The 12,804-nt window shown below is 63.8% G+C and carries 10 protein-coding genes; 3 read left to right on the plus strand and 7 right to left on the minus strand.

Translation table 11 applies throughout. From position 1 onward, the window contains the following. Nucleotides 1-112: 112 nt before the first annotated feature. Genes ABW22_RS14855 through nadC form a run of 3 tightly spaced genes read right to left on the minus strand, consistent with a single transcriptional unit; the run spans nucleotide 113 to nucleotide 2,282 of the window. Nucleotides 113-973: a DNA ligase gene (locus ABW22_RS14855; protein ID WP_059758476.1), complete on the minus strand. Its 861-nt coding sequence runs from the start codon at nucleotides 971-973 to the stop codon at nucleotides 113-115. Next, nucleotides 961-1,443 (minus strand): GNAT family N-acetyltransferase, encoded by a 483-nt coding sequence (locus tag ABW22_RS14860; protein WP_059758480.1) that lies wholly within the window; start codon nucleotides 1,441-1,443, stop codon nucleotides 961-963. The genes ABW22_RS14855 and ABW22_RS14860 overlap by 13 nt, the downstream gene beginning before the upstream one ends. Next, nucleotides 1,440-2,282: a carboxylating nicotinate-nucleotide diphosphorylase gene (nadC, locus tag ABW22_RS14865; protein ID WP_059758483.1), complete on the minus strand. Its 843-nt coding sequence runs from the start codon at nucleotides 2,280-2,282 to the stop codon at nucleotides 1,440-1,442. Before nadC ends, ABW22_RS14860 begins: the two co-directional genes overlap by 4 nt. Nucleotides 2,283-2,756: 474 nt before the next feature. On the opposite strand from nadC, the gene clpB reads away from it, so the two are divergent. Next, nucleotides 2,757-5,348, plus strand: coding sequence for an ATP-dependent chaperone ClpB (clpB, locus tag ABW22_RS14870; RefSeq protein WP_059758486.1), 2,592 nt, complete (start codon nucleotides 2,757-2,759; stop codon nucleotides 5,346-5,348). A gap of 106 nt (nucleotides 5,349-5,454) precedes the next feature. Here the strand turns inward: clpB and ABW22_RS14875 are convergent, their stop codons facing one another. Genes ABW22_RS14875 through pdhA form a run of 4 tightly spaced genes read right to left on the minus strand, consistent with a single transcriptional unit; the run spans nucleotide 5,455 to nucleotide 10,879 of the window. Continuing rightward, complete coding sequence (locus ABW22_RS14875) at nucleotides 5,455-8,454, minus strand: FAD-dependent oxidoreductase (protein ID WP_059758489.1); 3,000 nt, start codon at nucleotides 8,452-8,454, stop codon at nucleotides 5,455-5,457. Between the two features lie 26 nt (nucleotides 8,455-8,480). Next, the gene (locus ABW22_RS14880; protein ID WP_082708934.1) at nucleotides 8,481-8,852 is read right to left on the minus strand and encodes a four helix bundle protein; all 372 of its coding nucleotides are present in this window, start codon (nucleotides 8,850-8,852) and stop codon (nucleotides 8,481-8,483) included. Between the two features lie 32 nt (nucleotides 8,853-8,884). Then, a complete protein-coding gene (locus ABW22_RS14885; RefSeq protein WP_059758497.1) occupies nucleotides 8,885-9,868 on the minus strand; it encodes an alpha-ketoacid dehydrogenase subunit beta in 984 nt (327 codons plus the stop codon). Nucleotides 9,869-9,877: 9 nt separating this feature from the next. Next, complete coding sequence (gene pdhA / locus ABW22_RS14890; protein ID WP_059758501.1) at nucleotides 9,878-10,879, minus strand: pyruvate dehydrogenase (acetyl-transferring) E1 component subunit alpha; 1,002 nt, start codon at nucleotides 10,877-10,879, stop codon at nucleotides 9,878-9,880. Nucleotides 10,880-10,992: 113 nt separating this feature from the next. On the opposite strand from pdhA, the gene ABW22_RS14895 reads away from it, so the two are divergent. Together ABW22_RS14895 and ABW22_RS18280 are read left to right on the plus strand one after the other, a co-directional pair. Then, nucleotides 10,993-12,474: a M17 family metallopeptidase gene (locus ABW22_RS14895; protein ID WP_059758504.1), complete on the plus strand. Its 1,482-nt coding sequence runs from the start codon at nucleotides 10,993-10,995 to the stop codon at nucleotides 12,472-12,474. A gap of 102 nt (nucleotides 12,475-12,576) precedes the next feature. Continuing rightward, nucleotides 12,577-12,708, plus strand: coding sequence for a hypothetical protein (locus ABW22_RS18280; protein WP_269083913.1), 132 nt, complete (start codon nucleotides 12,577-12,579; stop codon nucleotides 12,706-12,708). Nucleotides 12,709-12,804 lie beyond the last annotated feature (96 nt).

Below are 12,804 nucleotides of genomic sequence, written 5' to 3' on the forward strand. Positions count from 1 at the left end.
TCGATATAGCCGTCATTGCGAGCGAAGCGCGGCAATCCAGCGCATTGATCAAGCAGGCATTTCTGGATTGCAGCGTCGCTGCGCTCCTCGCAATGACGAATTAATCGTTTCCCTAGAAATCCTCGCGCACGCGCAGGTAGCGCGGAAAGCGCGGCAGGCCGTTTTTCGTCAGGTGCTGGTAGCGATACGTGATGCGCGTGCCGAGCGGCGGCGGCTGGCGGCGCAGCGCATCGGTGAGGCCGCTGCCGATGCGGAAGCGCTTGCCGTCCGGCATCTCCATGGTCAGCGCACCGGTCATCCCCTGATATTTCCCCTTGCCCGGCACATGGCCGACGATGACCGCCTCGGTGTCATGCCACGGCTTCAGCTTCAGCAGCGCATCGCTGCGGCCCGTCAGATAGGGCGCGTCGGCGCGGTGCAGCATCAAGCCTTCGCCGCCCGCGCGCACCACGGCGTCGAGCTGTTTCATCAGCGTGGCGCGATCGGTCACGCGCGCTTGTCCGACGGCCTGCAGCCAGGGCTGCTTCGCCTGCGCGACGAGTTGCTGCATCTGCGTAACCCGATCAGTGAAGCTGCCCGCCGCGCCGGGCAATTCAAAAATCAGATAGCGCACCTGCCGCCATTCGGCATCCAGCGGTTCGACTTTGCGCACCGTGCCCGACAGCGCATCGAACTGGTCGCGGCCGATCCACAACTCGCCGTCCAGCGGCTGCGCCGGGAAACCGGCGGTAAACCACGCCGGTGCGGGAACGATGCCGCCGCCGCGAAAGCGCAGGCTGCGGCCGTCCCACTGGGCGCGCACGCCGTCGAATTTCTCGCTGACCCAATACTGGGTGACATCGACGTCGGCGGCGTACACCTCGGCCAGCAGCATGGCCGGGGCAGCCGGCGGCGAGTCGCTCCATGCCGGATGCGGCAGCCACGCGGCCCACGCCAGCGTCAGCGCGGCCAGTGCGTGCTTCAGGCCAGCCATTTCTGCATGAACTGCGCATGGCCCATGGCGGGGTCGAGCCGGTAGGCGGCGAACCCCAGCCGCTGATAGAGCGCGCGGGCGGACGCATTGCCGGCCAGCACTTCGAGCGTGAGCTTGCAGGCATCGCGTTCGCGGGCGATCGTCTCGACCTCGGCGAACAACTGCGTCGCAATGCCGCGGCCGCGATGGCTCACCGCGACCACCACGTCGTGCACGTTGACGAGCGGCTTGCAGGCAAAGGTGGAAAAGCCCTCGATGGCGTTGATGAGGCCGACCGGGGTGATACCGTCGAACGCCAGCACGCTGAAGATGAAGGGGCGTGCGGCAAGCGATGCGACCAGATTGCCGCGTGCGAAGTCGGACAGCGGTTCGCCGCCGCCGGCCGGGTCGCGCGCGTAGGCGTCCAGCAGATCGACCAGTGCGGCGGCATGCGCCGGGTTGTCGTAGCGGACGCGAACGCCCTTGATCATTGCGTGTCGATGCGCATCGACAAATCCACCGCGCGGATATGCTTGGTGAGGCTGCCGACGGAAATGCGGTCGACCCCGGTTTCGGCCACCGCGCGCACGGTGTCCAGCGTGATGTTGCCGGAGGCTTCGAGCAGGGCGCGGCCATGGGTGACCTGCACCGCATGGCGCATGTCGGCGAGGCTGAAGTTGTCGAGCAGGATGAGCGGGGCGCCGGCACTCAGGGCCTGTTCGAGTTCGTGGATGTTTTCCACTTCGATCTGTACGCTGACCTTGCCCTCGGCCAGATGGAACGCGGCTTCCAGCACCTGCGCGATGCCGCCCGCTGCGGTGATGTGGTTTTCCTTGATCAGGATGCCGTCGTAAAGGCCTGTGCGCTGGTTCTGCCCGCCGCCGATGCGCACCGCGTATTTTTCGGCGATGCGCAGGCCGGGCAGGGTCTTGCGGGTGTCGAGAATGGCGGCATGCGTGCCGCGCACGGCCTCGATATAGGGCCGGGTGGCGGTGGCCACCGCCGACAGGGTCTGCAGGAAATTCAGCGCCAGGCGCTCGGCGGTCAGCAGCGCACGCGCGTTGCCGCTGATCTCGACCAGCACGCTGCCGGCGGCGACGGCGTCACCCTCGTTCACCTGCCATTCGATGACACAACCGAGGTCGAGTGCCTGAAAACAGGCGTCGAACCATGGCCGGCCGGCGATCACGGCGGCCTCTCGGCTGATGACGCGCGCGCGCGCGGTTTGCGTCGCGGGGATGAGCCGGGCGGTGAGGTCGCCGCTGCCGACATCTTCCTCCAGCGCGCGCGCGACATCGGACAAAACCTGTTCTACATTCAATTCAGACATGGCGGGTTGAAATCGGCCGAAATGCCACTATTTGGAAAGCACTGAATATACCCTAGGGAGACGCTGATTAATCCGTCTTTGCGAGGAGCGAAGCGACGCGGCAATCCAGAAATGCCCGCTTAATCAATGCGCTGGATTGCCGCGCTTCGCTCGCAATGACGGCTATATCGAATTAATCAGTGTTTCCCTAGAGCCTATTTCAGCAGGAATCATGCCCCGAGTTGAGACCAGGATCGGATGGATGCAAGGCGCAGTGCGCCGGCAATGGTCATCCATTGCCAAGCACTGCAACGCCGCAGACGCCGATCCTGGTCTCAACCCGAAGGGCCGGTTGCCTGCGGGCGCTTGGCCGCGTTGCGGGTCGCTTATTTGGAACGACCAAACTTCGCTCCCCGCGCCTTGCCCTGCATCCCGCAGGCAACCGGCTCGGGGTATGATTCCTACTGAAATAGGCTCTTAGACACGAGGCCACTTATGCGTTTTGACAAACTCACCACCCAGTTCCAGCAAGCCTTTTCCGACGCGCAAAGCCTCGCCGTCGGCGGCGACCATGCCTACATCGAACCGCAGCACCTGCTGCTGGCGCTGCTGAATCAGGAAGGCGCCGGCGCGGCGGCCATCCTGTCGCGCGCCGGCGCGCAGGTGCCCGCGCTGAAAGCGGCGCTGACCCAGGCGCTGACGCGCCTGCCCAAGGTCGAAGGCCAGGGCGGCGAAGTGGCGATTTCGCGCGACCTCAACAACCTGCTGAACCTGACCGACAAGGAGGCGATGAAGCGCAACGACGCCTACATCGCCTCCGAGCTGTTTTTGCTGGCGGCGCTGGACGACAAGGGCGAAACCGGCCGCCTGCTGAAGCAGCACGGCGCGCAGAAGGCCGCGCTGGAGCAGGCGATCCAGGCCGTGCGCGGCGGCGAAAACGTGCAGTCCCAGGAAGCCGAAGGCCAGCGCGAGGCGCTCGCCAAATACACCCTCGACCTCACCGCGCGTGCGCGCGAGGGCAAGCTCGACCCGGTGATCGGGCGCGACGACGAAATCCGCCGCTCGATCCAGATCCTGCAGCGCCGCACCAAAAACAACCCGGTGCTGATCGGCGAACCCGGCGTCGGCAAGACCGCTATCGTCGAAGGCCTGGCGCAGCGGATTGTGAATGAAGAAGTGCCGGAAACCCTGAAAGGCAAGAAGGTGCTGGTGCTGGATCTGGCCGCACTCCTGGCCGGTGCCAAATATCGCGGCGAATTCGAGGAACGGCTGAAAGCCGTGCTGAAGGAGCTGGCGATGGATCCGGGCCGCTACATCATGTTCCTGGACGAACTGCACACCCTGGTCGGCGCGGGCAAGGCCGAAGGCGCGATGGACGCTGGCAACATGCTGAAGCCGGCGCTGGCGCGCGGCGAACTGCACCTGATCGGCGCCACCACGCTCGACGAGTACCGCAAGTATGTCGAGAAGGACGCCGCGCTGGAGCGCCGCTTCCAGAAGGTGCTGGTCGACGAACCCAGCGTCGAATCGACCGTTGCCATTCTGCGCGGTCTGCAGGGGCGCTACGAACTGCACCATGGCGTGAAAATCACCGACCCGGCAATCGTCGCTGCCGCTGAATTGAGCCATCGCTACATCACCGATCGCTTCCTGCCCGACAAGGCCATTGACCTGATCGACGAGGCCGCAGCGCGCGTCAAGATGGAAATCGATTCCAAGCCCGAGGTGATGGACAAGCTCGAGCGGCGCATGATCCAGCTGAAGATCGAGCGCGAGGCGGTCAAGCGCGAGAAGGACGAGGCGTCCAAAAAACGCCTGCAACTCATCGAAGACGAGTTGCTGACCTTGCAACGCGAATACAACGATCTGGAAGAAATCTGGAAAGCCGAAAAGGCCCAGGTGCAGGGCAGCGCCCACATCAAGGAAGAAATCGACAAGCTGCGCGGCGAAATGGTCGAGCTGCAGCGCCAGGGCAAGCTCGACAAGGTCGCCGAGATTCAATACGGCAAGCTGCCGCAGCTGGAAGCCCAGCTGAAGCACGCCGAATCGGCCGACACCAAGCTCGTGTTCAAGTTGCTGCGCACCGAAGTCGGTGCTGAGGAAATCGCCGAGGTCGTCTCGCGCGCGACCGGCATTCCGGTCTCCAAGATGCTGCAGGGCGAGCGCGACAAGCTGTTGCACATGGAAGACAAACTGCACAGCCGCGTGGTGGGACAGGACGAAGCCGTGCGCGTCGTCTCTGATGCCATCCGTCGTTCACGCGCCGGCCTGTCCGACCCCAACCGGCCGCTCGGGTCGTTCCTCTTCCTCGGCCCCACCGGCGTCGGCAAGACCGAGCTGTGCAAGACGCTGGCCGAATACCTGTTCGATTCCGCCGACCACATGATCCGCATCGACATGAGCGAATTTATGGAGAAGCACTCGGTTGCCCGCCTCATCGGCGCGCCGCCCGGCTACGTCGGCTATGAGGAAGGCGGCTACCTCACCGAAGCGGTGCGCCGCAAACCCTACTCCGTCATCCTGATGGACGAGGTGGAAAAGGCGCACCCGGACGTCTTCAACGTGCTGCTGCAGGTGCTCGACGACGGCCGCCTGACCGACGGCCAGGGCCGCACCGTCGACTTTCGCAACACCGTGATCGTGATGACCTCCAACCTCGGCTCGCAGATGATCCAGACCATGAGCGGCGACGACTATCAGGTCATCAAGCTCGCCGTGCTGGGCGAAGTGAAGTCCTACTTCCGCCCCGAGTTCATCAACCGCATCGACGAAGTCGTCGTGTTCCACGCACTGGACGAGAAACACATCGCCAGCATCGCGCGCATCCAGCTGCAAGGCCTGGAAAAACGCCTGGCGCAGATGGAGATGCAGCTCGACATCACCGAAGCCGCCCTCGCCGAAATCGCCAAGGCCGGCTTCGATCCTGTGTACGGGGCGCGGCCGCTCAAGCGCGCCATCCAGAGTGAACTCGAAAACCCGCTGGCGAAGGAAATCCTGTCCGGACACTTCGCGCCCAAGGACACCATCCGTATCGATGCGCAGAACGGGGTGTTCAGTTTCGAGAAGGCCGCGTCACAACCGGCTTGATCGGGCTGGGACGGTAATGCGAGAGGGTGGGGTTACCCACCTTGCATTTATGCTGGAAACGACAAGGGCCGCGAATGCGGCCCTTGTCGTTGGAGCTTGCGAAGGATTATTTTTTCGCGGTGCGCCGCAGGCGGTTCAGCAGTCGGCGCGCCAGTTCGCCGAACAACTCGGTCTGCGTCGGGTGCGGGAAGATTGCCTTGGCGACCTGGGTCAGCGTCATCTCGCCCGCCACCATCATCACGCCGATACCGATCAGGGTGTCGGTGTGGTCGGCGAGGTAGTGCACGCCGATGATGCGGCCGGTGGCCTTGTCGGCCACCAGCTTGATCATGCCTTCAGTTTCGCCGGTGATCATCGCCTTGGCGTCGATGCTCATCGGCATCTTGGCCTCCACCGCGTCGATTCCCTTTGCCTTCGCCTGCGTCACGGACAGGCCGACGAAGCCGGCCTGTGGGCGCGAGAAGGTGACGCCGCAGTCGCGGTCCTGGTCGTATTCGGATGCGTGCCCCAGCAGGTTGTTTGCAGCGACGCGGCCCTGGGTGGCGGCGGTGTGGGCAAGCATGTATCCGCCGATCACGTCGCCCACTGCGTAGATGTTCGCCGCGCTGGTCTGGCAGCGCGCGTTGACCTTGATCGCCGCGCCGTCGAGCTCGACGCCGACCTTGTCCAGGTTCAGCTTGCTGGTGTCGGGGCGCTTGCCGGTGGCCATCAGGATGACGTCGCAGTCGAACACCGACTCGACGCCTTCCTTGTTGGCGTAGCGCAGCTTCATCGCGCCGGGCTTGCCGCTGGCTTCCTTGATGTCAGCGTTGGTAACGACGGTTATTTCCTTCTCCAGCGAGGCGATCAGCGTTTTACCAATTTCCTCCTCGATTTCGGCGAGGATGCGCTCGTGGCGCTCCAGCATCAGCACTTCGGTGCCGAAGTCGCGGAAGATCTGCGCCATCTCGACACCGATGACGCCGCCGCCGACGATGCCGAGTTTCTTCGGCGGGCTGGCGAGGTTCCAGATGGTGTCGGAGGTGACCACGCCGCCGGTCGCCAGGTTTTCGCGCGCGCCGGGAATCGGCGGCATGAAGGAGGGGGCGCCCGTTGCAATAACCGCCGCGCCGAAGCTGACGGTGTACGGCTCGCCCTCGACCGGGGTGATCTTCAGCGTGTGGGCGTCGACGAATTCGCCGTAGCCTTCGCGCACGTCGATCTTCATGCCCTTGTCTGCCTTCAGCGCCATCTCGCCGCGGCTCGTCTGCACCCAGCGGCGGTGCTTCTCGACCTGTTCCCAGTTGAGCTTCGGCGTGTTGGTGCCGTCGACGCCCATCTCGGCATCGTGCGCGCGGTTGCGGATGACGTCCGCCGCGGCGCGCCAGGCCTTGGACGGGATGCAGCCGCGCCACAGGCATTCGCCGCCGGGGAAGGGCTCATTGTTGACCATCATGACACGGACGCCATGGTCGGCGAGGTCGCGCGCGCAGTCCTCGCCGCCAGGGCCGCCGCCGACGACGACGACCGGGAAGTCCCAATTACCCTCGGGGATGGGCGACAGCGGCGCGCTGGTGGTGGTTGCGCCGGCGACGGCTTCAGCTGCCGCCGCTCCACCCGACATCCAGGCTTCGGGCGCTTCGATGGTCTGCTTCAGCGTGGCCAGATACAGCGCCACGTCGGCACCGTTCAGCACGCGGTGGTCGCCGGTAATGGTGAAGGGTGTGCCCTGCGGGCCATTCGCTGCAATCGCCAGGATCGCGGCGATGCCGGGGGTGGGGATCGCGGTGAAGTGCGACACGCCCAGCATGCCCATGTTGGAGATGGTGAAGGTGGGGTTGGAATATTCGGCGGGTGCCAGCTTGCGCACGCGGGCGCGCTCGACCAGACCGGTCCAGTCGGCCTGCAGCGCTTCCAGCGGTTTCTTCTCGATGCCATGCAGGATCGGCACCACCAGGCCGCCGTCGTTCGACATCACGGCGACGCCGAAGTCGTGGTTCGTGCGCTCGACCAGCTTGTCGACCGGCTGGTAGGCCCAGTTCATGCGCGGGAATTTCGCCATCGCCACTGAACAGGCCTTGGCGATCGCCACCGTGACCGAAACCTTCTTCGCCTTGGCGGCGGCGGTCAGTGCGGCGGTGTTGATGTTCATCGTGACGTTGAAGGTCGGCAGCGTGAGCGAGGCGGTCATCGCGTGGCTCACCGCCTTTTCCATTGAGGTCATTTTGCGACCCTGGCCCGGCACGTCGACCTGCGGCAACGAGTGCGCGACCTCCTGCATCGACGGGCGCGCGCGCGCCACATCGGCGGCGACGATCATGCCGGACGGGCCGGTGCCGGCGAGGCCGCTGAGGTTCACCCCCAGCTGCGCCGCCACCTTGCGCGCATAGGGGCTGGCCTGGCGGCCTTGCGGACGGCCCACCGGCGGCAGGGTGCCGGCGGCGGACACCTGTACGGGTGCGGCCTTCGGCATGGGGATGTGTGCCGGCCTGTCGGCCGCAGGCGGTGCGACCTTGTGCGTGTCCTTGACCTTGTGGTCGGCGCTGATGATGACGCCGGTGTCGTTGGCCTTGGAGGCGTCGTCGACGATGAAGCCCATCGGGTGGCCGACCTCGACCACGCTGCCGATGTCGGCGATGGGGCCGGAGAGGAAGCCGTCCTGGAATACCTCGACGTCCATGATGGCCTTGTCGGTTTCCACCGTGGCGACGATGTCGCCGCGCTTGATCGCATCACCCGGCTGTTTTTCCCAGGTGACGACGACGCCTTCGGTCATGGTGTCCGACAGCTGCGGCATCACGATCGGCGTGCCGGCATGGTGCGGAATCATTTCGGTCTGCGCCTGTTCCGCCACCACTTCGTCGGCGGCGATTGCCACGTCGCCTGCGGTATCGGTGATGTAGCCGAGCGCGGCGCCGACGGCGATGGTCGCGCCGACGTCAGCCAGCGGGCCGGCCAGATAGCCGGCCTTGAACACTTCGACGTCCATGATGGCCTTGTCGGTCTCGACCGTGGCGACGATGTCGCCGCGCTCGACCTTATCGCCGGCCTGCTTTTCCCAGGTGACGACCACGCCCTCGGTCATGGTGTCCGAGAGCTGCGGCATCGTGATGGCGTAATGATTCATAGGATTCAGGGGTCAGGATTCAGGGGTCAGGGAGTTGGCGATAGTTTGGCGGTCAGTGCGCTTCTCAGACCGTGCAACATACGGCCAACCTCGTTGGTCTGCTCAAGCAGACAAAGCAACACGGCTTGGGGGATGTAACCCAGCCGGTGCGCGAGTTCAAGCTGTGTTTCTGCTTCAGCAAGCGAACCCTGTGAAATCGATAGAAAACGCAAGTAATCCTTCGTCGAACTTCTTGCGTGACCTTCGGCAATATTGGAGGGGATGGAAACGGCTGCACGCTGGAGTTGATTGGCCAGTGCATAGGTTTCCCTGAAAGGGAAGGATTCAGTAGTTCGGTAGATGCTTTCTATCAGTTCCATTGCTATCTGCCAGACTTTCAGATCACGGTAGTTTTTCACGCCCTGCCCCCTGAATCCTGACTCCTGATCCCTCATGCCTTGCCAAACAGCTTCAGAACGGCCTTCACCACATCCTCGTGATCCGGGATGGCCGCTTTTTCCAGCGTGTGGTTGTAGGGCTGCGGCACCAGCGCCGAGTGGACGCGCACGGGGGCGGCATCCAGTTCGAAGAAGCACTCCTCATTGATGGTGGCGATCACTTCGGCGCCGACCCCGACCGGCGCTTCGTCTTCCTCGGCGATGACGACGCGGTGGGTCTTGCTGACCGATTTCCTGATGCCGTCGCGATCCAGCGGCGAGAGCGAATACAGGTCGACGACCTCAGCCGAAATGCCATACTGCTTGTCGAGGATTTCGGCGGCCTTCAGGCACCAGTGCACCGAGATGTTGTAGCCGAAGAGCGTGACGTCGGTACCGGCGCGCGCGACGTCCGAGCCTTCCAGCGGATGGAAGTATTCGCCGTCGGGCACTTCGCCCTTCATGTTGTACATGAGTTCGTGTTCGTTGATGAACACCGGGTCGTCGCAGCGGATCGCCGACTTCAGCAGACCGTAGGCCTGCCTGGGGTTGGACGGCGTCACCACGCGCAGGCCGGCGATGCCCATGAACACCTTTTCCATGCGCGCCGAGTGCTGCGCGCCGAGCTGGTGCGCAGCACCACCGGCGGAGCGGAACACGCACGGCGCGGTCAGCTGGCCGCCCGACATGTAGCGAATCTTGGCGGCGGAGTTGAACATCTGGTCCATCGCCAGCCAGGCGAAGTTGACTGACATGATCTCGATGATCGGGCGCACGCCGAGGAAGGAAGCGCCGATGCCGAGACCGGTGAAGCCGCCTTCGGAAATTGGCGTGTCCATCACGCGCAGCGGGCCGTATTTTTCGTACAGGCCCTTGGTGGCCTTGTAGGTGCCGCCGGCCACGCCGATGTCTTCGCCCATACAGATGACCATCGGGTCACGCGACATTTCTTCGTCGTGGGCGCGTTGGATCGCTTCCCACAGCATGATTTGAGCCATGTTTTTTCCTTAAGCTGCTTTGCCGGTGAGCCAGGGTTGCTGGCTTTCACGGTCGGCTAGAACGTATTTTTCGAGGTCTTCGACGCGCGGTTCGGGCGATTCCTCGGCGAACTTGGTGACTTCGTTTTCGATGTAGGCGTCGGTTTCCTTTTCGATCGTCTCGTAGTCGGCCATGGTCATCGCGCCCGCCGTAATCAGACGGTCACGCAGCATGAGGATGGGATCGCGCTGCTTCCAGACTTCTTCCTCCTCGCGCGAGCGGTAGCCGCGCGAATCGGACATCGAGTGGCCGCGATAGCGGTAGGTCATCAGTTCGAGGAAGAAGGGGCCGTTGCCCGCGCGTACGTGGTCCACCGCTTTGCGCGCATGCTCGTACACGATGTCGATGTCCTGGCCGTCGCATTCGTCAGCCGGGATGTTGTAGGCGGCGACGCGCTTGTGCTGGTGCACCACGGCGGTGGAGCGCTCGATCGAGGTGCCGATGCCGTACAGGTTGTTTTCGCACACGAACAGCACCGGCAGTTTCCACAGCGCGGCCATGTTCAGGGTTTCGTGGAACACGCCCTGGTTGTTGGCGGCGTCGCCGAGGAAGCAGATGGCGATCTCGTCGCCGCCTTTCAGCTGGATCGCCTTGGCGATGCCGGCGGCCAGCGGGAAGGGGCCGCCGACCAGTGCATAGCCGCCCATGAAATGGTGTGCCGCATCAAAGATGTGCATCGAGCCGCCGCGCCCCTTGGAGGAACCGGTTTCCTTGCCGTACAGCTCGGCCATCACTTCCTTCGGGTCGGCGCCGCACTTGATCGCGTGGACGTGGTCGCGGTAGCCGGTGATCACGTAATCGTGGCCGGGACGCGCGGCTTCCATCACGCCGTTGCAGCAGGCTTCCTGGCCGGGGTAGAGGTGGAGAAAGCCGCCGATCTTGCGTTCGATATAGGCCTGATAGCAGCGCTCTTCAAAACGGCGGTGCAGCACCATTTCGCGCAGCACGCGTTTCTTGTCATCAATCTTCATTCGGTTACCCTTGTTGGATGGGGTCAGAAAATGCGCTGTAAAAAATCAAAAGCACGTAATTATCCGGTAAACCCCGCCAACCATCAAGAAAACGCCAGCCCCGAGGAACCATCATGCTGCCTAAACTGACTGAAAACAAACATGAAATTACTGTAAAAATACTGCAGGCAGCGGGCCATGTGCTGCTGCTGTTGCCGGTTTCGAAATCCCTGCCCGATGTGCCGGGCAGTGTTGAACTCAAAGCCACGATGAAGCGGCGCGACCTCAAAATCGACGCGCTGACCAAGTCGCCGGTGGCGGTTCAACTGCCCGGCGGCACGCTCGCGGTTTACGCCATGCTCAAGGCCGACGCCAGCACCTTCGAGACCCACGAACAGGTGCGCCGTGCACTGGCGCTGCTGCTGGCCGAGCATCCTAAGGCGCTGACGCTGGCCGTGTTCGGCGAGGCCGAGTTCACGACGCGCGCGGCGGAAGCCGCGGTCTACACCGCGCTGGTCAATGCCGTGCCGTTGCCGTCGAGAAAGTCCAAGACCGATGCGGTCCTTAAAACTGTACAGCTGTTTGGCCACCAGTCCGCCGACGGCTTCGCCCGCGTGCAGGCGCTGGCCGAAGGCAACGTTCTCACCCGCAGCCTCACCGTGCAGGGGCCGGACGAACTCACGCCCGGCGTCTACCGCAAGCGCATCAAGGCGCTGGCCAAACAATACGGCTGGACGGTCGAGGAATACGGCTTCGACAAGCTGAAGAAGATGGGCGCCGGCGCGTTCTGCGCGGTGGCGCAGGGCTCGCCCGCGAAGGATGCGGCGATTGTTCGGATCAGCTACAAGGGGCCAAAAGGCAAGGGGGCAGGCGTCAGGGGTCAGGGGTCAGAGAAGAAGGTGGCATTCGTTGGCAAGGGCATCTGCTTCGATACCGGCGGCCACAACCTCAAGCCCGCCAAGTACATGCAGGGCATGCACGAAGACATGAACGGCTCGGCGGTGGTGCTCGGCATCCTCGCCGCCACCTCGAAAATGAAACTGCCGGTCGTGCTGGAAGGCTGGGTTGCGCTCGCCGAAAACCACATCAGCCCGCAGGCCTACCGGCAGAATGAAGTGATCACCGCCTTGAACGGCACCACCATCGAAGTCGTCCACACCGACGCCGAAGGCCGCATGGTGCTGGCCGATACGCTGACGCTGGCAGCCAAGGCCAAGCCCGACCTCATCGCCGATTTCGCCACGCTCACCGGCTCCATGCACTACGCGCTCGGCAGCCGCATGTCCGGCGTGTTCGCCACCTCCAGCGCACTCGCCCACCAGGCCTCGCGCGCCGCCACTTCAAGCGGCGAGCGCATCGTCGTTTTCCCGTATCCCGAGGATTACGACAGCAGCCTCGATTCCACCGTGGCCGACGTCAAGCAGTGCAGCATGGAAGGCGAAGCCGACCACATCCTCGCCACCCGTTTCCTGTCGCGCTTTGTCGGCGACACGCCGTGGCTGCATATGGACCTGTCGGGCCATAGTTGCAAGGGCGGGCTGGGCGCGGTGATGAGCGACGCCAACGGGTTCGGGGTGGCGTGGGGGGTCGCGTTGCTGGAAGGCTTGCCGGGCTGAGACATCGCGGTTGATGCCGTTTGCCCTGAGCGAGTCGAAGGACGCCTGGTGCTCGCTCGGGGCTCCGCTTGACGCCATCTGCTTAGCCGGGGTGAGATGGACATGCAGCACGACATTCGACTCCTCAGCCTGCAGGGCGGAGCAATGACCGCGTGTCTGCAGAACGCGTTGCCTGATGTGGGCTTCCCAGATACGGCCATTATTTTTTATGCCTATGTCACTGCTAGTTGTTGAAGTCATGTCTTGTCCCCTCTGATGAGGCGCCTATCCTTCGGTCTCCTGCAGGGGTCTGCTGTTGTAGGAGGCCCGCCCCCGGGCCGATGCCATGGC

Source organism: Thiobacillus denitrificans (genome assembly GCF_001530125.1).
GTDB classification, from domain to species: domain Bacteria; phylum Pseudomonadota; class Gammaproteobacteria; order Burkholderiales; family Thiobacillaceae; genus Thiobacillus; species Thiobacillus denitrificans_C.

Bases quoted from the DNA above. Each gene is read 5' to 3' on its own strand.
- ABW22_RS14855 (WP_059758476.1), bottom strand. From the start codon at position 973: ATGGCTGGCCTGAAGCACGCACTGGCCGCGCTGACGCTGGCGTGGGCC.
- ABW22_RS14860 (WP_059758480.1), bottom strand. From the start codon at position 1,443: ATGATCAAGGGCGTTCGCGTCCGCTACGACAACCCGGCGCATGCCGCC.
- nadC (WP_059758483.1), bottom strand. From the start codon at position 2,282: ATGTCTGAATTGAATGTAGAACAGGTTTTGTCCGATGTCGCGCGCGCG.
- clpB (WP_059758486.1), top strand. From the start codon at position 2,757: ATGCGTTTTGACAAACTCACCACCCAGTTCCAGCAAGCCTTTTCCGAC.
- ABW22_RS14875 (WP_059758489.1), bottom strand. From the start codon at position 8,454: ATGAATCATTACGCCATCACGATGCCGCAGCTCTCGGACACCATGACC.
- ABW22_RS14885 (WP_059758497.1), bottom strand. From the start codon at position 9,868: ATGGCTCAAATCATGCTGTGGGAAGCGATCCAACGCGCCCACGACGAA.
- pdhA (WP_059758501.1), bottom strand. From the start codon at position 10,879: ATGAAGATTGATGACAAGAAACGCGTGCTGCGCGAAATGGTGCTGCAC.
- ABW22_RS14895 (WP_059758504.1), top strand. From the start codon at position 10,993: ATGCTGCCTAAACTGACTGAAAACAAACATGAAATTACTGTAAAAATA.
- ABW22_RS18280 (WP_269083913.1), top strand. From the start codon at position 12,577: ATGCAGCACGACATTCGACTCCTCAGCCTGCAGGGCGGAGCAATGACC.